Origin of the sequence: Mycolicibacterium chubuense, assembly GCF_001044255.1 — a bacterium.
In the GTDB taxonomy this organism is placed as follows: Bacteria; Actinomycetota; Actinomycetes; order Mycobacteriales; family Mycobacteriaceae; genus Mycobacterium; species Mycobacterium chubuense.
This window is the reverse complement of record NZ_JYNX01000039.1, coordinates 115,764-134,045: the sequence shown is the minus strand read 5'-3', so window position 1 is coordinate 134,045 and position 18,282 is coordinate 115,764. Positions and strand designations below refer to the sequence as shown.

Annotated in this window: 21 protein-coding genes; 15 read left to right on the top strand and 6 right to left on the bottom strand. The window is 70.4% G+C overall.

Translation table 11 applies throughout. From position 1 onward, the window contains the following. Positions 1 to 41 precede the first annotated feature (41 nt). From MCHUDSM44219_RS17085 to MCHUDSM44219_RS17075, 3 genes are read left to right on the top strand one after another with little or no spacing between them, the layout of a single operon-like run. Complete coding sequence (locus MCHUDSM44219_RS17085) at positions 42 to 338, top strand: DUF7162 family protein (RefSeq protein ID WP_048419438.1); 297 nt, start codon at positions 42 to 44, stop codon at positions 336 to 338. Beyond that, positions 338 to 1,705 (top strand): hypothetical protein, encoded by a 1,368-nt coding sequence (locus MCHUDSM44219_RS29800; RefSeq protein ID WP_048419437.1) that lies wholly within the window; start codon positions 338 to 340, stop codon positions 1,703 to 1,705. Before MCHUDSM44219_RS17085 ends, MCHUDSM44219_RS29800 begins: the two co-directional genes overlap by 1 nt. Positions 1,706 to 1,715: 10 nt before the next feature. Further along, positions 1,716 to 2,288 (top strand): diacylglycerol-binding protein, encoded by a 573-nt coding sequence (locus tag MCHUDSM44219_RS17075; protein ID WP_048419436.1) that lies wholly within the window; start codon positions 1,716 to 1,718, stop codon positions 2,286 to 2,288. On the opposite strand, the gene MCHUDSM44219_RS17070 is transcribed toward MCHUDSM44219_RS17075, so the two are convergent. Further along, complete coding sequence (locus MCHUDSM44219_RS17070) at positions 2,263 to 3,405, bottom strand: acyl-CoA dehydrogenase family protein (RefSeq protein WP_048419435.1); 1,143 nt, start codon at positions 3,403 to 3,405, stop codon at positions 2,263 to 2,265. The two genes, MCHUDSM44219_RS17075 and MCHUDSM44219_RS17070, sit on opposite strands and share 26 nt — an antisense overlap. 50 nt (positions 3,406 to 3,455) lie before the next feature. Here MCHUDSM44219_RS17070 and MCHUDSM44219_RS17065 point away from each other — a divergent pair, with 50 nt between their 5' ends. Further along, the gene (locus MCHUDSM44219_RS17065) at positions 3,456 to 4,025 is read left to right on the top strand and encodes a TetR/AcrR family transcriptional regulator (RefSeq protein ID WP_172506362.1); all 570 of its coding nucleotides are present in this window, start codon (positions 3,456 to 3,458) and stop codon (positions 4,023 to 4,025) included. A 1-nt stretch (position 4,026) separates the two neighbouring features. Here MCHUDSM44219_RS17065 and MCHUDSM44219_RS17060 read toward each other — a convergent pair whose 3' ends face one another. The 4 genes from MCHUDSM44219_RS17060 to MCHUDSM44219_RS17045 are packed head-to-tail and all read right to left on the bottom strand — an operon-like array spanning position 4,027 to position 7,228. Beyond that, positions 4,027 to 4,812: an oxidoreductase gene (locus MCHUDSM44219_RS17060; protein WP_048419433.1), complete on the bottom strand. Its 786-nt coding sequence runs from the start codon at positions 4,810 to 4,812 to the stop codon at positions 4,027 to 4,029. A gap of 38 nt (positions 4,813 to 4,850) precedes the next feature. Continuing rightward, complete coding sequence (locus MCHUDSM44219_RS17055; RefSeq protein WP_048419432.1) at positions 4,851 to 5,282, bottom strand: PPOX class F420-dependent oxidoreductase; 432 nt, start codon at positions 5,280 to 5,282, stop codon at positions 4,851 to 4,853. Next, positions 5,279 to 6,328, bottom strand: coding sequence for an LLM class F420-dependent oxidoreductase (locus MCHUDSM44219_RS17050; protein ID WP_048419431.1), 1,050 nt, complete (start codon positions 6,326 to 6,328; stop codon positions 5,279 to 5,281). The genes MCHUDSM44219_RS17055 and MCHUDSM44219_RS17050 overlap by 4 nt, the downstream gene beginning before the upstream one ends. Before the next feature lie 45 nt (positions 6,329 to 6,373). After that, complete coding sequence (locus tag MCHUDSM44219_RS17045) at positions 6,374 to 7,228, bottom strand: dienelactone hydrolase family protein (protein ID WP_048419430.1); 855 nt, start codon at positions 7,226 to 7,228, stop codon at positions 6,374 to 6,376. 56 nt (positions 7,229 to 7,284) lie between these two features. Between MCHUDSM44219_RS17045 and glmS the strand changes: the two genes are divergently transcribed. Both glmS and MCHUDSM44219_RS17035 read left to right on the top strand, forming a co-directional pair. After that, positions 7,285 to 9,150 carry a glutamine--fructose-6-phosphate transaminase (isomerizing) gene (glmS, locus tag MCHUDSM44219_RS17040; protein WP_048419429.1) on the top strand — a complete coding sequence of 622 codons (1,866 nt, stop codon included), beginning with the start codon at positions 7,285 to 7,287 and terminating at the stop codon, positions 9,148 to 9,150. A 252-nt stretch (positions 9,151 to 9,402) separates the two neighbouring features. Beyond that, positions 9,403 to 9,774: an STAS domain-containing protein gene (locus MCHUDSM44219_RS17035; protein WP_048419428.1), complete on the top strand. Its 372-nt coding sequence runs from the start codon at positions 9,403 to 9,405 to the stop codon at positions 9,772 to 9,774. A gap of 8 nt (positions 9,775 to 9,782) precedes the next feature. Here the strand turns inward: MCHUDSM44219_RS17035 and MCHUDSM44219_RS17030 are convergent, their stop codons facing one another. Next, positions 9,783 to 10,157 carry a nuclear transport factor 2 family protein gene (locus tag MCHUDSM44219_RS17030; RefSeq protein ID WP_048419427.1) on the bottom strand — a complete coding sequence of 125 codons (375 nt, stop codon included), beginning with the start codon at positions 10,155 to 10,157 and terminating at the stop codon, positions 9,783 to 9,785. Positions 10,158 to 10,188: 31 nt separating this feature from the next. On the opposite strand from MCHUDSM44219_RS17030, the gene MCHUDSM44219_RS17025 reads away from it, so the two are divergent. The 9 genes from MCHUDSM44219_RS17025 to MCHUDSM44219_RS16985 are packed head-to-tail and all read left to right on the top strand — an operon-like array spanning position 10,189 to position 18,279. Next, on the top strand, positions 10,189 to 11,601 hold the full coding sequence (locus MCHUDSM44219_RS17025) for an NAD(P)H-hydrate dehydratase (protein WP_048419426.1): 1,413 nt from the start codon (positions 10,189 to 10,191) through the stop codon (positions 11,599 to 11,601). 10 nt (positions 11,602 to 11,611) lie between these two features. Beyond that, positions 11,612 to 13,015 (top strand): glutamate decarboxylase, encoded by a 1,404-nt coding sequence (locus MCHUDSM44219_RS17020; RefSeq protein ID WP_048419425.1) that lies wholly within the window; start codon positions 11,612 to 11,614, stop codon positions 13,013 to 13,015. Between the two features lie 36 nt (positions 13,016 to 13,051). Continuing rightward, positions 13,052 to 14,203, top strand: coding sequence for an alanine racemase (gene alr / locus MCHUDSM44219_RS17015; protein ID WP_082162250.1), 1,152 nt, complete (start codon positions 13,052 to 13,054; stop codon positions 14,201 to 14,203). Next, positions 14,200 to 15,294, top strand: coding sequence for an alpha/beta fold hydrolase (locus tag MCHUDSM44219_RS17010; RefSeq protein WP_048419424.1), 1,095 nt, complete (start codon positions 14,200 to 14,202; stop codon positions 15,292 to 15,294). The genes alr and MCHUDSM44219_RS17010 overlap by 4 nt, the downstream gene beginning before the upstream one ends. Continuing rightward, on the top strand, positions 15,287 to 15,751 hold the full coding sequence (tsaE, locus tag MCHUDSM44219_RS17005) for a tRNA (adenosine(37)-N6)-threonylcarbamoyltransferase complex ATPase subunit type 1 TsaE (protein WP_048419423.1): 465 nt from the start codon (positions 15,287 to 15,289) through the stop codon (positions 15,749 to 15,751). The genes MCHUDSM44219_RS17010 and tsaE overlap by 8 nt, the downstream gene beginning before the upstream one ends. Further along, entirely contained in the window at positions 15,748 to 16,374 is a 627-nt protein-coding gene (gene tsaB, locus MCHUDSM44219_RS17000; RefSeq protein WP_048419465.1) for a tRNA (adenosine(37)-N6)-threonylcarbamoyltransferase complex dimerization subunit type 1 TsaB, read from the top strand. The genes tsaE and tsaB overlap by 4 nt, the downstream gene beginning before the upstream one ends. Then, entirely contained in the window at positions 16,371 to 16,823 is a 453-nt protein-coding gene (rimI, locus tag MCHUDSM44219_RS16995; protein ID WP_048419422.1) for a ribosomal protein S18-alanine N-acetyltransferase, read from the top strand. Before tsaB ends, rimI begins: the two co-directional genes overlap by 4 nt. After that, positions 16,820 to 17,842 (top strand): tRNA (adenosine(37)-N6)-threonylcarbamoyltransferase complex transferase subunit TsaD, encoded by a 1,023-nt coding sequence (tsaD, locus tag MCHUDSM44219_RS16990; RefSeq protein ID WP_048419421.1) that lies wholly within the window; start codon positions 16,820 to 16,822, stop codon positions 17,840 to 17,842. Before rimI ends, tsaD begins: the two co-directional genes overlap by 4 nt. Further along, positions 17,839 to 18,279, top strand: a complete 441-nt coding sequence (locus MCHUDSM44219_RS16985; RefSeq protein WP_048419420.1) for a nuclear transport factor 2 family protein — start codon at positions 17,839 to 17,841, stop codon at positions 18,277 to 18,279. The genes tsaD and MCHUDSM44219_RS16985 overlap by 4 nt, the downstream gene beginning before the upstream one ends. The last annotated feature ends 3 nt before the right edge of the window (positions 18,280 to 18,282 follow it).

The window sequence follows — 18,282 nt, the reverse complement described above, 5'->3', positions numbered from 1 at the left end:
CGGGGCGGAACCATCCGGGCGTCTCCTGCGTCCAACTCCATATGGGGACCACAGGCGTCGACGTGCCGAGGGTGCGGGAGATCGCGCGCGAATACGAGACAGCGGCGGGCATCGTCGATGGCGTGACGCGAAACCAGCTGGGCGCCTTGGTTTTCGGCGGATCGACGGCCGGTCGCGCGTACGTCGCGCACGGGGAGGCGCTGCGTGGCGCGCTCGACGACGTGGTGCTGGCGCTGCGGCACTGGTCCCGGGCGGCAGCGGAGATCGCGGCGGTGCTGCGGTCCTCCGCCGACCGTTACGTCGACGCGGACGCGCGCGCCGCCGAGCGGGTGGGGTAGTGGTCGCGGAGTTCGACGTGCCGGGGCGGTTGGCGCAGGGCCGCCCCGCGGTGGACACGGTGGCACAGTACGTGTGGGCCAGTCATCAGGTGGGGTATCAGCATCCGGACCTCACACTGCACGCCGGACAGCTGCGCGACTGGTATAGCACCGAAGACGGCCTGAATCTCACTGCTCTGCAGCAGGATTGCGCGGCGTTCGACGCTGCGGTGCGCGCTGCCGACGAGGCGTTGGCGGTCCAGGAGCGACAGGTGGCGGCGCTGTCGGCGGCCTGGGAGGGGATGGGTGCGCGGGCGTCGCAGGATTTCCTGCAGCGCCATGGAGTCGCGGCGGCGGGGGTGGCGGCCGCGGTGCGCACGGCCGCTGACGCGCTGCGCCGGCTGTCCGAGCAGTTGTGGCGGGCCGTCGACGCCAAGGTCGACGCCGTGGTGGCTGTCGAGGCGGACGTCGGCGCCGCGCGGACGGACTGGCTGGCGGCGTCGGCCACGGTCATCTCCGGGGTGGGGGACCGGGCTGCCGCCGCCGAACTGGTCGACAGTGCGGTGAAGCCGTTCGTGGACGGCCGGATTCGCACCGACTGGCTCTCCGCCGTGCAGTCTGCGGGAGCGGCGGTGGCCGACGCCTATCAGGGCACCACCGCCGCGATCCGCACCGGGTCGCACGCCAGATTCGAGATCCCCGGTGACCTCGGACCGACGCCACCATCCCCGATGCGTCGTGAGGTGCCCGCCCCCGTGTTCTCACCGGCACCGGCGCCCGCGCCTGCGCCCGCACCTGCGCCGGCCGCGGCGCCTGTCGCTTCCGTGCCGACCACGCCGTCGGCATGGGAACCGCCGCCCCCGCCTGCGGCCACTGCTCCACTTGCACCCCCGCCGGCGCCCGCCCCGATGCCCCCGGCGATGGGCGCCCCGATGCCCGATCTCGGCGGCGGCAGCGGGCTCGGCGGCGGGCTCGGCGGTGGTGCGTTGCCGGCCGTCGGTCAGCGGTTCGCGGACGCACTGAGCGGACTGCTGGGCGGCGGCGGGACGAGCGAAGCGGGCCTGGAGCCGCCGGACCTGGAACCACCCCAGCTCGACCCACCGGAGCCGACTGACGAGGAGGACCAACCCGACGAGGACGAAGCCGTGGAGGACGAAGCCGAGGAGGACGCGGCCGCCGACGAGGGTGAGGCCAACGACGAGGAGCCCGAGGACCCGCCCGTCGAACCCGTCGAATCGGTCGAACCCGCCGAGCCTGCCGAGACGCCACCGCCCACGCCGCCACCGCCACCGCCACCGGCTGAGCCGCTCCCGCCGCTCGACGACGAGCGGACGCCGTGCGCGATCGCCGCCGACGAAGTCCCTCAGGTCGGCGAACCACCGGGGTAGCCTCCGCGGCGTGAGACTGCGATTCGGCGAGGCCGCGGTTCTGTTCGTCGTCGGCGGCCTCGCCGCACTGGTCGGCGACCACAGCCACGTGGTGACCCGCACGACGGTCTACCTCACCGACGGGGTGCCGTTCGTCTGGAGCAGCCCGTTCTGGTTCCCGCTGCTGGTGGGGACAGCGACGGTGTCGTTGGCCGAGCTGCGGCTGCACCTGCCGACGCTGCGCAGCGACGTGACGGGCAGACAGGCCCTCGCCGGCGTGGCCGCGGTCGTGGGCATGTACGTCACGACTGCGCTGCTGCACGGCAGACCCGTGCTCCCCGCCACCGCGTTGATCTGCGTCGCCGCCGTCCTCGTCTGGTGCGCGCTCGGCGACGTGCCCGGCGCGGTCTGCGGAACCGCCGTGGCGATCGTCGGTCCGGCCGTCGAGATCGGGCTGGTCCTGCTCGGCGTGTTCGCCTACAACCCGGGCTCCGACGCGCTATTCGGCGTCGGCCCGTTCCTGGTGCCCCTGTACTTCGCGTTCGGGGTCGTCGTCGCGGCGATGGCCGAACTGACCGTCAGCCGCGGGCGAGGTGCCGGCTGATCACCAGCCGCTGGATCTGGTTGGTGCCCTCGAAGATCTGCATGATCTTGGCTTCGCGCATGTAGCGCTCCACGCGGTAGTCGCGGGTGTACCCCGCACCGCCGAACACCTGCACCGCATCGGTGGTCACCTTCATGGCCGCGTCGGTGGCGGTCAGCTTGGCCACGGACGCCTGGCGCGAGTACGCCATGCCGGCGTCGCGGCGCCGCGCGGCGTCCAAGTACGTCGCCCGTGCCGCGTCGACCGCGGCGGCCATGTCGGCCAGCACGAACGCAAGCCCCTGATGGTCGATGATCTTGCGGCCGAACGTCGTTCGCTCCTGGCTGTACGCCACCGCCGCGCCGAGCGCGGCCTGCGCGAGTCCGACCGCGACGGCCGCGATGCCCAGCCGGCCGGAATCCAGCGCACTGAAGGCGATCTGCAGGCCCTGCCCCTCGGCGCCGATCCGGCGGCCGGCGTCGAGGAACGCGTCGTCGTAGTGCGCCGCGGTCGTCGGAACGGCGTGCAGGCCCATCTTCTCCTCGGGCCTGCCGAAGCTCAGCCCCTCGGTGTCGCGAGGCACCAGGAAGCACGAAATACCCTGTGTGCCTTCACCGGTCCGGGCGAAGAGGTTGTAGAAGTCGGCGATGCCGCCGTGGGTGATCCAGGCTTTCGATCCGGTGATGCGGTAGCCGCCGTCGACGGCGGTCGCCTTGCATGTCAGCGCGGCCGCGTCGGAGCCGGCCTGCGGCTCGGACAGACTGTAGGCGCCGATCGTCGATCCGCCGAGCATGTCGGGTAGCCACCGGTCGCGCTGTTCGTCGGTGCCGAACGTCATCAACGGATGACACGACAGGCCGTGCACGCTGACGGCCACCGCCACGGCGGCCCAGCGCGCCGCGATCTCCTCGAGCACCTGCAGGTACACCTCGTAGGGCTGACCTCCGCCGCCCCAGTCCTCGGGATACGGCAGGCTCAGCAGGCCGGCCTCGCCGAGGGTGGCGAACACTCCGTCGGGATAGGTCTCGTCCCTCTCGTGCCGGTCGACGACCGGATCGAGCACCTTGTCGGAGATCTGGCGGGCGAGCTCGATGAGCTCATGCGCCTCGTCGGTGGGAAGCAACCGGTCCACAGGCATACGCCGGACAGTACTACAGGACCATCTGCAGTACTATCAGCCGGGTGAGCATGCCCGCGTTCGCGACCCGTCGGCGCACGGAGCTGTTCGATGCGCTGGTCGCGCTCTTCCTCGCCGAGGGGTTCGCGCACCTGACGCTCGACGACATCGCGGCGCGGCTGCGCTGTTCCAAATCCACGCTCTACACGCTGGCGGGCAGCAAGGAGCAGCTGGTGGCGGCCGCCACGGTGCACTTCTTCCGGTCGGCCACCGCGTTCGTCGAAACGCGGGTGGCCGCCGCCAACGGCGCCCGCGAGCGCATCGCGGCGTACCTGTCGGCGGTGGGCGCCGCGCTGGACCCGGCGTCGGACCAGTTCATGGCGGACCTCGACGCCTTCGCGCCGGCGCGCGCCACCTACGAGAAGAACACCCGTATCGCGGCCCGGCGGGTGCAGGAACTGATCGCGGCCGGCGTGGCCGCGGGTGAGTTCCGGGACGTGCACGCCGCGTTCGCCGCCGAGCTGGTTACGACGATGATGGTGGGCATCCAGCAGCGCGCTGTGCGCGAGCGCACCGGGCTCGACGACGCGGACGCCTATCGCGAGCTGGCCGCGATCCTCACCGGCGGCATCCAGGTCTGAGTCACAGCGTGGTGACGTAGCCCCCGTCGATGCGGAAATCGGCGCCGGTGATGTTGGTGGCGCGGTCTCCGGCCAGGAACACCGTGAGCTCGGCGACCTCCTGCGGCGTGGTGAAGCGTCCCGTCGCCGCTCCGGCGGCCACCGAGTCCACCACCTGCTCGGCGGAACCGCCACTGGCGGAGGCGAACTGGGCCGCGACGCCGTCGTCGGCGAGCCACAGGTCGGTGGCGACGGGACCGGGACTGATGGTGTTCACGCGAATGCCCTGCGGCCCGAACTCTTTCGAGAGGCTCTTGGTGTAGTTGGCCAGCGCCGCCTTGGTGGCGCTGTAGTCGATGATGTTCCATTCCGGCAGCGTCGCGTTGACCGATCCGATCATGACGATCGCGCCACCGCCGCGGGCCAGCAGATGGGGGATCGCTTCGCGGGTGGTGCGCACGGCGGACAGGAAGTTCAGCGACCAGGCGGCGGTCCAGTCGTCGTCGGTCACCGACTGGGAACCGTCGAATCGCGGTGTGACGGCACCGGCGTTGTTGATCAGGATGTCGACGCCGCCGCGCTCCGCCGCCGCGGCGACGAGTGCTTTCGGCCCCTGCGCGGTGGACAGGTCCGCGGTGACGAACGTCGCGGTACCTGCAGCCTCGAGCGCCTCCAGTCCTGCGCTGTTGTGGCGGGCGCCCGCGACGACGAAGGCGCCCGCGGCGGTCATTGCCTCGCTGATCGCCAGGCCGATGCCCTTGCTGGCTCCGGTGACGACGGCGATCTTGTCGGTGAGGTCGATGCGCATAGGTCGGCACTCTTCCAGGGGTGTCGTGGATCGACCGGTCAATCGGCCAGGTTGAAGGCCTTCACCACCTTGGTCGGCGTGACGCGCACGATCAGCTCTCCCGGCACGCCGTTGCGCCGGCCGAACTCCTCGGCCCGGTCGGCGCCCATGTACCGGCCGCCGATACGGGTGGCGACGGCGACCAGCTCGTCGGGGTCCTCGCTGGTGGACGCGGTGCCTTGCACCTGAACGAACGAGAACGGCGGCCGTTCGTCGTCGACGCAGATGACCACCCGCGGATCGCGGGCCAGCGCACGCCCCTTGGCGGTGTCCCTCCCGGTGTTGAAGACGAGGTCGCCGCCGTCCACGACGAACCACACCGGCGCGACGAGCGGGCGGCCGTCCGAGGCGAGGTACCCCAATTTCGCGGTACGTGTGCCCTCGGAGAGGAAGGCGACGACGTGGTCGTCGAGGCCGGTCGGTTCGGTCACATCAGCGACTGTAGTTCCTCGACCCACGCAACGGTCTCGCGTCGATCGCCCGTCAGCGGATGCACCAGCAGCGTCGTCACGCCGGCTTCGGCGAACGCCGCCACCCGCTCCTTGACGAAGCCGCGCGGACCCACCAGCGACACCTGGCGCACCAGCTCGTCGGGCACCGCGTCGATCGCCTCGGTCTTCTTGCCCGCGAGGTACAGATCCTGAATGTGATCGGCCACCTCGCCGAAGCCGTAGCGGGTCGCGAGGTTGTGGTAGAAGTTGCGTCCCCGCGCGCCCATGCCACCGATGTAGAGCGCCAATTGTGGCTTCGCCCAGGCCAATCGATCATCGACGCTATCGCCGATGGCCAGGCTCGCGCTCACCATGACGTCGAGCGGTCCCAGCGTCGGGTCACGCTTGGCCGCGCCGGCCCGCAGCGCGTCGCCCCAGACCTCGTCGGCCTTCTCCGGGTAGAAGAACACCGGCTGCCAGCCCTCCGCGATCTCGGCGGTCAGCTCGACGTTCTTCGGCCCCAGGGCGGCGATCGTGATCGGGATCCGTTCGCGCACAGGATGATTGATGAGCTTCAGCGGCTTTCCGAGCCCGGTTCCCCGCGCCCCGGGTCCCTCGGATGGCAGTGGCACCTGATAGTGCTTGCCCTGGTAGTCGATGCGCTCGCGGCGCCACACCTGCCGGCAGATCTCGACCACCTCTCGGGTGCGGCCCAGCGGCGCGTCGAACGGCACGCCGTGGAAGCCCTCCACCACCTGCGGCCCGGAGGTGCCCAGTCCGAGCCGGAAGCGTCCGTCCGAGACGTAGTCGAGCCCGGCCGCCGTCATCGCCATCAGGGCCGGGGTGCGGGTGTAGATCGGGACGACGCCCGTGCCGAGCTCGATCCGCGAGGTGCGGGCCGCGAGGAAGCCGAGCTGGCTGATCGCGTCGTAGGAATACGCCTCGGCGACCAGCGCGATGTCCGCGCCGACCTTCTCGAGTTCGACGACCTCGTCGACCGCATCGAGAAAGCCGCCCGCATAGCTGAGAAAGATGCCCGTCCGCATCCACTACATATACACCCAACCAGTTGGTTGGGAGCAACCCCGGGCTCAGGGCTTGAGCAGCGCGACGACCTTGTTCTCCAGATCGACAGGGTCGTCGGCGAACGGATCCATCACCGTCGTCTTGGGGAGTACGGCCTCCGGATCGGCGAAGTCGCGGTACGGCCCCTTGCCCTTGTCGCTGGTGAGCATGTGCAGCAGATAGCCCGTCATCAGCGCCCGCACGATGCGCTGGGTGCCCTTGTCGGCGCCGGGCAACCCGACCACGGGCGCGAGCCGCCTGCCCTCGACCAGGCCGCCCGCCTTCGTCTTGGAGGTGCTGCGCAGCGTCGCCGACTTCCACGCCCGCGCCAGCTCGACGGCGTTCGAGCGCAGCGTCATCGGGTCGCCGGGGTCGGCCAGGATCAGCCCCGGAACGGTCAGGCCGGAGGCGGGCTGTTCGGCCGGCGGGCTGGAGATCAGCGGGTACGCCGCGAACACCGCTCTCGGCTTCGCCGGCATTCCGGCCGCCGCGAACACCGCGGCCGATGCGCCGAAACCGTGCCCGGCGACGGCCAGCTTGCCCGGGTGCACGCTGATGTCCCCGCTGCCCAACCGCACACCGGCGATGATGTCCAGCGTGGTGCCCAGGTCGTAGGCCAGGTTGAGCACCGACGGCGCCAGCGACGTCTCGGTATTCGGCGCTGCCGCCACGATGCCCCACGACGCCAGATGCTCGAGCGTGCCGTCGTAGCGCTCGGCCGATGTGATCCAGTCGTGGCCGAACGCCACACCGGGCAGATTCTTGCCGGTCGCCGGGGTGTAAACAGTGCCGGGAAGACCGGCAAAGGCCAGGTCACCGCGCAGAACCTTGTGCGGGCCGCGACGGGTCAACGCGCTGAAGAGCTTCTTCGTGCTGGCCACGCGACGACCGTATCCCACCCGGGTGGACAGCGTGTTCTGCCGTACCCTGAATGGCTATGTGCGGAATCGTCGGCTACGTGGGGCAGCGCCCTGCCTGCGGGATCGTCGTCGATGCGCTGCGCCGCATGGAATACCGGGGTTACGACTCCTCGGGCGTGGCGCTGGTCGACGGGCAGGGCGGTCTCACTGTGCAGCGCAAGGCGGGCCGGTTGGCCAACCTCGAAGCGGCGCTGACCGAGGCCGGCGAGGACAACCTGGTCGGGTCGACCGGGATCGGACACACCCGCTGGGCCACCCACGGCAGGCCGACCGACCGCAACGCCCACCCGCACCGCGACGCCAGCGGCAAGGTCGCCGTCGTGCACAACGGGATCATCGAGAACTTCGCGGTGCTGCGCGCCGAGTTGGAGTCCGCCGGCGTGGAGTTCGCCAGCGACACCGACACCGAGGTCGCCGTGCACCTGGTGGCCCGTGAATACGACGCCGGCGCCCACGCCGGTGACTTCGCGGCGTCGGTGCTGGCGGTGCTGCGGCGCCTCGAGGGCCACTTCACGCTGGTCTTCGCCCACGCCGACGATCCCGGCACCATCATCGCGGCCCGCCGGTCCACGCCGCTGGTCCTCGGGGTCGGCGAGGGGGAGATGTTCGTCGGGTCCGATGTCGCGGCGTTCATCGAGCACACCCGCGAGGCGGTCGAGCTGGGCCAGGATCAGGCGGTCGTGGTGACCGCGGACGGCTACCGGATCACCGACTTCGACGGGCGGGACACCGACGATTTCCGGGCCTTCCACATCGACTGGGACACCTCCGCCGCCGAGAAGGGCGGCTACGACTACTTCATGCTCAAGGAGATCGCCGAGCAGCCCGCCGCGGTGTCCGACACGCTGCTGGGCCACTTCGTGGACAACCGCATCGTGCTCGACGAGCAGCGCCTCTCCGATCAGGAACTGCGCGACATCGACAAGGTGTTCGTCGTCGCGTGCGGCACCGCCTACCACTCGGGGTTGCTGGCCAAGTATGCGATCGAGCACTGGACGCGGCTGCCCGTCGAGGTCGAACTGGCCAGCGAGTTCCGCTACCGCGATCCCGTGCTCGACAGCCACACCCTAGTGGTGGCCATCTCGCAGTCGGGGGAGACCGCCGACACGCTGGAGGCGGTGCGCCACGCCAAGGAGCAGAAGGCCAAGGTGCTGGCGGTGTGTAACACCAACGGCAGCCAGATCCCCCGCGAATGCGACGCGGTGCTCTACACCCGCGCCGGCCCGGAGATCGGGGTCGCGTCGACCAAGACGTTCCTCGCCCAGATCGCGGCGAACTACCTCGTCGGTCTGGCTCTGGCGCAGGCGCGGGGCACCAAGTATCCCGACGAGGTCGCGCGTGAGTACCACGACCTGGAGGCCATGCCCGATCTGATCGCGCGGGTGCTGGCCACCGCCGAGCCGGTCATCGCGCTGGCCCAGCAGTTCGCGTCGTCGCAGACGGTGCTGTTCCTGGGGCGCCACGTCGGCTACCCGGTGGCGCTCGAGGGCGCGCTGAAGCTCAAGGAACTGGCCTACATGCATGCCGAGGGCTTCGCCGCCGGCGAGCTCAAGCATGGCCCGATCGCGCTGATCGAGGACGATCTGCCGGTGATCGTGGTGATGCCGTCACCGAAGAACGCGGCGACGCTGCACTCCAAGCTGCTGTCGAACATCCGGGAGATCCAGGCCCGCGGTGCGGTCACGATCGTCATCGCCGAGGAGGGCGACGACACCGTGGCGCCCTACGCCGACCACCTCATCGAGATCCCGGCGGTGTCCACGTTGTTCCAGCCGCTGCTGTCGACCATCCCGATGCAGCTGTTCTCGGCCGGTGTCGCCCAGGCGCGCGGCTACGACGTCGACAAGCCCCGCAACCTGGCCAAGTCGGTTACCGTCGAGTAACCCGTTGACCTGCGCGGTTATGACTCTCCTGTCAATTAAGGAAGAATTAAGAGCGATCTGTTAACGCTGCCCGCCCCGGCATCGATATACCCGGTTAGAACCGTTATGCAAGCAGCGGTCGCCGGTGCCATGCACTCGGCGGAGGACGGAATCCCCGTCACTGCGGCCCACGCCGCAAGACCTGCAGCAACAGACTCGCGAGCTCGCCATGTGCGGGGCGGCGGTGTCTGTCCGACCCCCGGGGGCGAAACGATGAATGTCAGTGAGCAACACCGCGGCCGCTTCGTGGTCAGGCCGCGACGCGACGGCGCGACCCTGGTCCTGCATGTCGAGGGTGACCTCGACGTGCTGACTGCGCCGACGCTGGGAACCCATCTCGACGTGGCGCTGACCGACAACCCGTCGGTGCTGATCGTCGACATCACCGACGTGGGCTTCTTGTCGTCGGCCGGCATCAGCATGCTCGTCGAGACGCACCGCCTGACTTCCCGGGCGGGGATCTCGCTGCGCGTCGTGGCCGACGGGCCCGCGACCGCGCGGCCGATGCGCATGATGCGCATCGACGAGATCATCGACCTCTACCCGACGGTGGCCGACGCGCTGAGCGGCACGAAAGCCGTTTAGCGCCAGCGCTATTGGCGAGCGGTCTGCTGATACAGCGCCAGCTTCCAGCCATCGCCGGTGCGCCGGTAGACCGACGACATCGCACCGATGAACGGCGCGTCGTCGCCGTCGCGCCACCCGGTGCCGGTGTACACCAGCGCCGCGGTGTCGTCGGCGATCGCGATCATCTGCACGTCGTCGATCGCGTAGCGCGCCCACGGCGGTGACTGGCCGAGAGCCGAAACCACCGTGGCACGATCCATCACGGCGCCGTTGGCCAGCACCATCAGCGCGTCGTCGGTCATCACGTCGCCGTAGAACCGGTCGCCGGTACCGTCGCACAGCGACCTCCAGCCGGCGTGTTCGAGGGCGAGCAACTCCTCACTCACAGGGGAATCCGTCATGGTCGCCGGGTACCCACGTACCGTGATTCGAATGCGGTACTACTACACCGCCCAGCAGATCCGCGACGCGGAAGCACCGCTTCTCGCGGCTCTGCCGCCGGGGGGACTGATGCGCAGGGCCGCGTTCGGCCTGGCCACCGCGATCGCCCGCGAGCTGGGCACGGTGTCCGGCAAGACGGTGTGCGCCGTCGTCGGCTCGGGGGACAACGGTGGCGACGCGCTGTGGGCCGCGACGTTCCTGCGCCGCCGCGGCGCCGCGGCGGCCGCGGTCCTGCTCAACCCCGAGCGCGCCCACCGCGCCGCGCTGGCCGCGTTCCGCAAAGCCGGCGGCCGGATCGTCGAGAGTGTGTCTGCAGCAACAGATCTGGTGATCGACGGGGTCGTCGGCATCTCCGGGTCCGGACCGCTGCGCCCGGCCGCGGCCGAGGTGTTCGACGCCGTCGAGCAGGCCGGTATCCCGGTGGTCGCGGTCGATCTGCCCAGTGGCGTCGACGTCGCGACCGGCGCTGCCGACGGCGCACACGTCAAGCCCACGCTCACGGTGACCTTCGGCGGTCTCAAACCCGTGCACGCGCTCGGCCGATGCGGCCGTGTGGAACTCGTCGACATCGGCCTCGACCTGCCGCCCTCGGACATCCGTGGCTTCGACGCCGCCGACGTGGCCGCCCGCTGGCCGGTGCCCGGCCGCAGCGACGACAAGTACACCCAGGGCGTGACCGGCGTGATGGCCGGCTCGTCCACCTACCCGGGGGCGGCGATCCTGTGCACCGGAGCCGCGGTGGCCGCGCACTCCGGCATGGTCCGCTACGCGGGAACTGCTGCCGCCGAGGTGGTTTCGCACTGGCCCGAGGTGATCGCCACTCCTGGCTACGCCACTGCGGGCCGGGTGCAGGCCTGGGTGGTCGGTCCGGGGCTCGGCACCGACGAGACCGGGGCGGCCGCACTGTGCTTCGCGCTGGAGACCGATCTGCCCGTCCTCGTCGACGCCGACGGCCTGACGATCCTGGCCGCCCATCCCGACCTGGTCGCCGGACGCAGCGCACCGACGGTGCTGACACCGCATGCGGGTGAGTTCGCCCGGTTGGCGGGCGGCCCGCCCGGGGACGACCGTATCGCGGCCACCCGTGGCCTGGCCGACCGCCTCGGCGTCACCGTGCTGCTCAAAGGCAACGTGACCGTCGTCGCCGAACCGGACGGACCCGTCTACCTCAACGTCGCGGGCGGGTCGTGGGCGGCCACCGCGGGTTCGGGTGACGTGCTGTCCGGCGTCATCGGCGCGCTGCTGGCATCGGGCCTCCCGCCCGGCGAGGCCGCCGCGGCGGCCGCGTTCGTGCATGCCCGCGCGGCCGAACTCGCCGCCCTCGATCCCGGCCCGGCGCCGGCGCCGACATCGTCGTCACGCATCCTGGCGCATCTGCGAACAGCATTGGGTTCGATGCTCTAAGAAGGAGCGCATGCCCAACGTTTCGCGCCACACGTCGTTGACCCCCGCCTACTGCGGCCGTCTGTCCACCTCACCGATCCCGGCCCTGCGCCTGCCCGACGAGTCGATGGACTCGGAGCAGACGTATCGGTTCATCCACGACGAGCTGATGCTCGACGGCAGCTCGCGGCTCAATCTGGCGACGTTCGTGACGACGTGGATGGACCCCGAGGCCGGGCAGCTGATGTCGGAGACGTTCGACAAGAACATGATCGACAAGGACGAGTACCCGGTCACCGCCGCGATCGAGCAGCGCTGTGTGTGCATGGTCGCCGACCTGTTCCACGCCGAGGATCTGCGTGACGACGACCCGTCCACGGCGATCGGGGTGTCGACGGTGGGCTCCAGTGAGGCGGTGATGCTGGCGGGCCTGGCGATGAAGTGGCGGTGGCGCCAGCAGCTGGAGGCGGCCGGGCAGGACTGGAAGGGCCGCACCCCGAACATGGTGATGGGCTCCAACGTGCAGGTGGTGTGGGAGAAGTTCTGCCGCTACTTCGACGTGGAGGCGCGCTACCTGCCGATGGAGCACGGCCGCTACGTGATCACCCCCGAGCAGGTGCTCGACACGGTCGACGAGGACACCATCGGCGTGGTCGCGATCCTGGGCACCACGTTCACCGGCGAACTCGAACCCGTCGGCGACATCTGCGCCGCGCTCGACGGGCTGGCGGCCGACAAGGGCCTCGACATCCCGGTGCACGTCGACGCGGCCAGCGGCGGTTTCGTGGTGCCCTTCCTGCACCCCGACCTGGTGTGGGACTTCCGGCTGCCGCGGGTGGTGTCGATCAACGTCAGCGGGCACAAGTACGGACTGACGTATCCGGGGATCGGGTTCGTGGTGTGGCGCAACGCCGAGCATCTGCCCGAGGAGCTGGTGTTCCGGGTCAACTACCTCGGCGGCGACATGCCGACGTTCACGCTGAACTTCTCCCGGCCGGGCAACCAGGTGGTCGGGCAGTACTACAACTTCCTCCGGCTGGGGCGCGACGGCTACACCACGGTGATGCACTGCCTGTCCGACACGGCCCAGTGGCTGGCTCGCGAGCTGGCCGCCATGGCCGGACCCGACAACAAGCGGGTGTTCGAGGTGATCTCCGACGGCTCGGCCATCCCGGTGGTGGCGTTCAAGCTGGTCGAGGGCACCGGCTACACGGTGTTCGACGTGTCGGCGCTGCTGCGCGGCTACGGCTGGCAGGTGCCGGCGTACACGATGCCCGACGACGCCAGCGATGTCGCGGTGCTGCGCATCGTGGTGCGCGAGGGCTTCTCGGCCAACCTGGCGCGCGCACTGCGCGACGACCTGGTGGAGGTGCTCGCGAAGCTGGACCGGACCGGTGTCGGCGGGTTCTCCGACGAGGAGCACTTCGCCCACTGACCCGCCCGCGGCGACCGCCTGGGACAATCGGGGGCGGTGATCAACGCTCCGAAAACGACCCCGCACACGCCGGTGGCGATCGTCGACCTCGACGCCATCGCGCACAACGTCTCCGTGCTGCGCGAACGCGCCGGCTCGGCCGCGGTGATGGCCGTGGTGAAGGCCGACGGCTACGGCCACGGCGCCACCGAGGTGGCCCGCGCGGCGCTGGCCGCCGGCACCGCTGAACTGGGCTGCGCGACGATCGACGAGGCACTGGTGCTGCGCCGCGAGGGCATCACCGCCCCCGTACTGGCATGGCTGCACCCGCCCGGCACCGACTTCGCGCCGGCGCTGACCGCCGATGTGGAGGTGGCGGTGTCGTCGCTGCGGCAGGTCGACGAAGTGCTCGACGCCGCGGGCCGGACCGGCCGGACCGCGACCGTGACGGTCAAGGCCGACACCGGGCTCAGCCGCAACGGTGTCGAGCCCGCCGAGTTCCCGGCGGTGATCGACGCGCTGCGTGCCGCGGCCTCCGACGGCGCGGTCCGGATCCGCGGGCTGATGTCGCACCTGGCCCACGGCGACGTCCCCGAGCATCCGTTCAACGACGTGCAGGCGCAGCGGCTGACCGATCTGGCCGCGCTGGCCCGCGACCGCGGCGTCCGGTTCGAACTGGTGCACCTGAGCAACTCACCGGCCGCGCTGACCCGACCGGACCTCGCGTTCGACATGGTCCGGCCCGGCATCGCGGTGTACGGGCAGACACCCATCCCCGAGCGCGGTGATCTGGGACTGCGACCCGCGATGACGGTGACGTGTCCGGTGACGATGCTGCGCTCGGTGCGCGCCGGTGACGGGGTGTCGTACGGCCACACCTGGGTCGCCGACCGCGACACCACGCTCGCGCTGATCCCGGCCGGCTACGCCGACGGGGTGTTCCGCGCGTTGAGCAACCGGATGGCCGTGCAGATCAACGGCCGGCGCTACCCGAACGTCGGGCGCATCTGCATGGACCAGTTCGTGGTGGATCTCGGCCCGGGTCCGGTCGACGTGACCGAGGGCGACGAGGCGATCCTGTTCGGCCCGGGCACCGACGGGGAGCCGACCGCTCAGGACTGGGCCGACCTGCTCGGCACGATCAACTACGAGGTGGTCACCAGCCCGCGCCGGCGGATCGTGCGGGCCTACCGCGGGGGTTCGCGATGAGCACGGCCAACCGGGCCGGGTGGCTGGCCGGCGCGGCGGGCATCGCCGCCGTCGGGTCGGCGGCGGGCGTCACGGCCGCGCGGTCGCTGCGGCGCCGGGTGACCGCCGAGGATCCGCACCGCGACGAGGATTTCGAACTGCTGGACGCCGACCGCAGCACCGTGGTGACGACCCCTGACGGGGTTCCGCTGGCGGTGCGCGAGGTCGGGCCGCTGAATGCACCGCTGACCGTGGTGTTCGCGCACGGTTTCTGTCTTCAGATGGGCTCCTTCCACTTTCAGCGCGCGCGGCTCACCGAGCAGTGGGGCGATCAGGTCCGCATGGTGTTCTACGATCAGCGCGGGCACGGCCAGTCCGGGGAGGCGCCGCCGGAGACCTACACCGTCGAGCAGCTGGGCCAGGACCTTGAGAGCGTGCTGGCGGTGATGGCCCCGCGCGGGCCGATCGTGCTCGTCGGACACTCGATGGGCGGCATGACCGTGCTCTCGCATGCGCGCCAGTACCCGCAGCGCTATCCCACGCGCGTCGTCGGTGCGGCGCTGATCGCGTCTGCGGCCGAAGGGGTTTCGCGGTCGCCGCTCGGGGAGATCCTGAAGAACCCGGCGCTGGAGGCGATCCGGTTCGGTGCGCGGTACGCCCCGAAGACCGTGCACCGCTTCCGGGGCGCCGGCCGGACGGTGATTGGGCCGATCCTGCGCGCGGCGTCCTACGGCGACGAGAAGATCAGCCCCAGCGTGGTGGCGTTCTCGGAGAAGATGATGCACGACACCCCGATCACCACGTTGGTCGAGTTCCTGCACGCGCTGGAGGTGCACGACGAGACCGCGGGGCTGACGACGCTGCGCAAGGTGCCGACGCTGATCGCCTGCGGCGACCACGACCTGCTGACGCCGATGGAGTACTCGCAGGAGATGGCCGTGGCGCTGCCGAAGTCCGAACTGGTGATCGTCGGCGGCGCAGGACATCTGGTGCAGCTGGAGAACCCGGAGATCATCGACGACGCACTGGTGCGGTTGGTCGAACGTTCGACGCCGTCGAAGTTGGTGGCGCTGACGCGGCGGGTGCGGGATCGGGTGCGTAACCATGGCTGACGGGTCGGGAGCCACCGAGCTGCTCACCGCCGAGGACACCCTCGCGTTCGGTGCGGACCTGGGCCGCCAGCTGCGCGCCGGGGACGTCGTCGTTCTGTCCGGTCCGCTCGGTGCCGGAAAGACGGTGCTGGCGAAGGGGATCGCGCAGGGCATGGATGTCGAGGGTCCGGTGATCTCGCCGACGTTCGTGCTCGCGCGGGTGCACCGGGCGCGGCAGGCCGGCGCTCCGACGATGGTGCACGTAGATCTGTACCGGCTGCTCGACCATGCGTCGGTCGATCTGCTCGCCGAACTGGACTCGCTGGATCTGGACACCGATCTCGACGACGCGGTCGTGGTGGTCGAGTGGGGCGAAGGGGTGGCCGAACGACTCTCCGAGCGTCACCTCGACATCCGGCTGGAACGGGCGGCCGACACCGATGTCCGCACTGCGATCTGGCAGTGGAGTACGCCGTGAGCAGACTCGTCTTGGCGATCGACGCCGCCACCCCGGCGGTGACCGCCGGTGTGGTGCGCGTCGGCGACGAGGTCGAGCTGCTGGCCGAACAGGTCACGGTGGATCCCAGGGCGCACGCGGAACAGCTGACTCCCAACATCGTTGCGGCGCTGGCCGATGCGGGCGTCGGCGTCGACCAGCTCGACGCCGTGGTGGTGGGATGCGGCCCGGGCCCGTTCACCGGATTGCGGGTCGGCATGGCGACGGCCGCGGCGTTCGGCCATGCGCTCGGCGTTCCGGTGCGGGGAGTGTGCAGCCTCGACGCGATCGCGGTGGGAACGGCCGGCGAGGTGCTGGTGGTCACCGACGCGCGCAGGCGCGAGGTGTACTGGGCGCGCTACCGCGACGGCGCCCGCGTCGACGGACCTGCGGTCAACGCGGCGGCCGACGTGCCGGCGGGCGCGGCGGCGGTGGCCGGCTCGCTCGAGCATGCGGCGCTGTTCGACCTGCCGCGGCTGGCTCCGGTGTACCCGTCGGCGACGGGACTGGTTGCGGCGGTTGCTGATTGGGATGTGGAGCCGGATCCGCTGGTGCCGCTGTATCTTCGCCGACCTGACGCCAAACCGCCGGCCGGTGCGCGATGATCGTGGAGTATGGGACGCTGGTGGCGGCGGACGCGGCACGATGTGCGGAACTCGAGGCGCAGCTGTTCGAGGGCGACGATCCGTGGCCGGAGCGGGCATTCCTGGCGGAGATCGCCGCCAAGCACAACCTCTACGTGGCCGCGCGGGCCGACGACAAGCTGGTTGGTTATGCGGGCATCGCGCGGCTGGGTCGAGTGAAGCCGTACGAGTACGAAATCCACACGGTCGGGGTCGATCCCGCCTACCAGGGGCAGGGGATCGGCCGCGGGATGCTGCGCAATCTCATCGAGTACGCCGACGGCGGGACGATCTTCCTCGAGGTCCGCACGGACAACGAGGCGGCGATCGCGTTGTACGAGAGCGAGGGCTTCAGGAAGATGGGGATCCGCAAGCGGTACTACCGGGTCAGTGGCGCCGATGCCTACACGATGAAGCGGGAGCAGCGATGATCATCCTGGCCATCGAGAGTTCGTGCGACGAAACGGGAGTGGGGATCGCGGAGCTGACGGACGACGGTACGGTCACGCTGCTGGCCGACGAGGTCGCGTCCAGCGTCGACGAACACGCCCGGTTCGGCGGGGTGGTGCCTGAGATCGCGTCGCGGGCGCATCTGGAGGCGCTGGGGCCGACGATGCGGCGGGCGTTGGAGGCGGCGGATATCGACAGGCCGGACGTGGTCGCCGCGACCATCGGGCCGGGGCTGGCGGGCGCGTTGCTGGTGGGGGTCGCTGCGGCGAAGGCGTATGCGGCGGGGTGGCAGGTGCCGTTCTATGCGGTCAACCATCTCGGCGGCCATCTGGCGGCCGACGTCTTCGATCACGGGCCGCTGCCGGAGAGTGTCGGGTTGCTGGTGTCCGGCGGGCACACCAACCTGCTGCATGTGCGGTCGCTGGGGGAGCCGATCGTCGAGCTGGGGTCCACCGTCGACGATGCGGCCGGCGAGGCGTACGACAAGGTCGCCCGTCTGCTCGGGTTGGGGTATCCGGGCGGCAGGGTGCTCGACGAGCTTGCGCGCGAGGGGGATCCGTCGGCGATCGTGTTCCCGAGGGGAATGACGGGTCCGCGCGACGACCGGTATGCGTTCAGCTTCTCGGGGCTCAAGACGGCGGTGGCGCGGTATGTGGAGAGTCATCCGGACGCGTCGCAGGCCGATGTGGCGGCGGGGTTCCAAGAGGCGGTGGCGGATGTGCTGACCGCGAAGGCGGTGCGGGCGGCGCAAGATCTCGGGGTGTCGACGCTGCTGATCGCGGGCGGGGTGGCGGCGAATTCGCGGCTGCGGGAGCTGGCCGAAGAGCGTTGTACCGCTGCGGGAATGACGCTGCGGGTGCCGAGGCCGCGGCTGTGCACGGACAACGGGGCGATGATCGCGTCGTTCGCCGCGCACCTGATCGCCGCCGGTGCGTCGCCGTCGCCGCTGGACGCGGCGAGTGACCCGGGTCTGCCGGTGGTACAGGGGCAGGTCGCGTGAGCGAGCTCGCCGACAGGCTGGCCGTCACCGAATTGCTGTACCGGTACGCCGAATTGATCGATGCGGGCGATTTCGACGGGGTCGGGGAGCTGCTGGGTCGGGGCAACTTCATGGGCGTCGCGGGCGCGGAGCGGATCCGGGCGCTGTTCGCGTCGACCACCCGCCGGTTCCCGGATCACGGCAACACTCCGCGCACCCGCCACCTCGTTCTCAACCCGATCATCGACGTTTCCGGAGACACCGCGACCGCGCGCTCGACCTTCTGCGTTGTGCAGCAGACGGATACGATCGCTCTGCAGCCCATCGTCGTCGGGCGCTATCACGACGCCTTCGCCCGTGACGCGAACGGCTGGTACTTCACCGAACGCAGGGTCGACGTGGAGATGATCGGCGACGTCTCCGACCACCTGATGATGGACCCTCACCAGATCCGTTAGAAC

Coding starts and splice junctions, on each gene's coding strand:
- MCHUDSM44219_RS17085 (WP_048419438.1), top strand. CDS start 42: ATGGGGACCACAGGCGTCGACGTGCCGAGGGTGCGGGAGATCGCGCGC.
- MCHUDSM44219_RS17070 (WP_048419435.1), bottom strand. CDS start 3,405: ATGCCTGTGGACCGGTTGCTTCCCACCGACGAGGCGCATGAGCTCATC.
- MCHUDSM44219_RS17065 (WP_172506362.1), top strand. CDS start 3,456: ATGCCCGCGTTCGCGACCCGTCGGCGCACGGAGCTGTTCGATGCGCTG.
- MCHUDSM44219_RS17060 (WP_048419433.1), bottom strand. CDS start 4,812: ATGCGCATCGACCTCACCGACAAGATCGCCGTCGTCACCGGAGCCAGC.
- MCHUDSM44219_RS17050 (WP_048419431.1), bottom strand. CDS start 6,328: ATGCGGACGGGCATCTTTCTCAGCTATGCGGGCGGCTTTCTCGATGCG.
- glmS (WP_048419429.1), top strand. CDS start 7,285: ATGTGCGGAATCGTCGGCTACGTGGGGCAGCGCCCTGCCTGCGGGATC.
- MCHUDSM44219_RS17035 (WP_048419428.1), top strand. CDS start 9,403: ATGAATGTCAGTGAGCAACACCGCGGCCGCTTCGTGGTCAGGCCGCGA.
- MCHUDSM44219_RS17030 (WP_048419427.1), bottom strand. CDS start 10,157: ATGACGGATTCCCCTGTGAGTGAGGAGTTGCTCGCCCTCGAACACGCC.
- MCHUDSM44219_RS17025 (WP_048419426.1), top strand. CDS start 10,189: ATGCGGTACTACTACACCGCCCAGCAGATCCGCGACGCGGAAGCACCG.
- MCHUDSM44219_RS17020 (WP_048419425.1), top strand. CDS start 11,612: ATGCCCAACGTTTCGCGCCACACGTCGTTGACCCCCGCCTACTGCGGC.
- MCHUDSM44219_RS17010 (WP_048419424.1), top strand. CDS start 14,200: ATGAGCACGGCCAACCGGGCCGGGTGGCTGGCCGGCGCGGCGGGCATC.
- tsaE (WP_048419423.1), top strand. CDS start 15,287: ATGGCTGACGGGTCGGGAGCCACCGAGCTGCTCACCGCCGAGGACACC.
- rimI (WP_048419422.1), top strand. CDS start 16,371: ATGATCGTGGAGTATGGGACGCTGGTGGCGGCGGACGCGGCACGATGT.
- tsaD (WP_048419421.1), top strand. CDS start 16,820: ATGATCATCCTGGCCATCGAGAGTTCGTGCGACGAAACGGGAGTGGGG.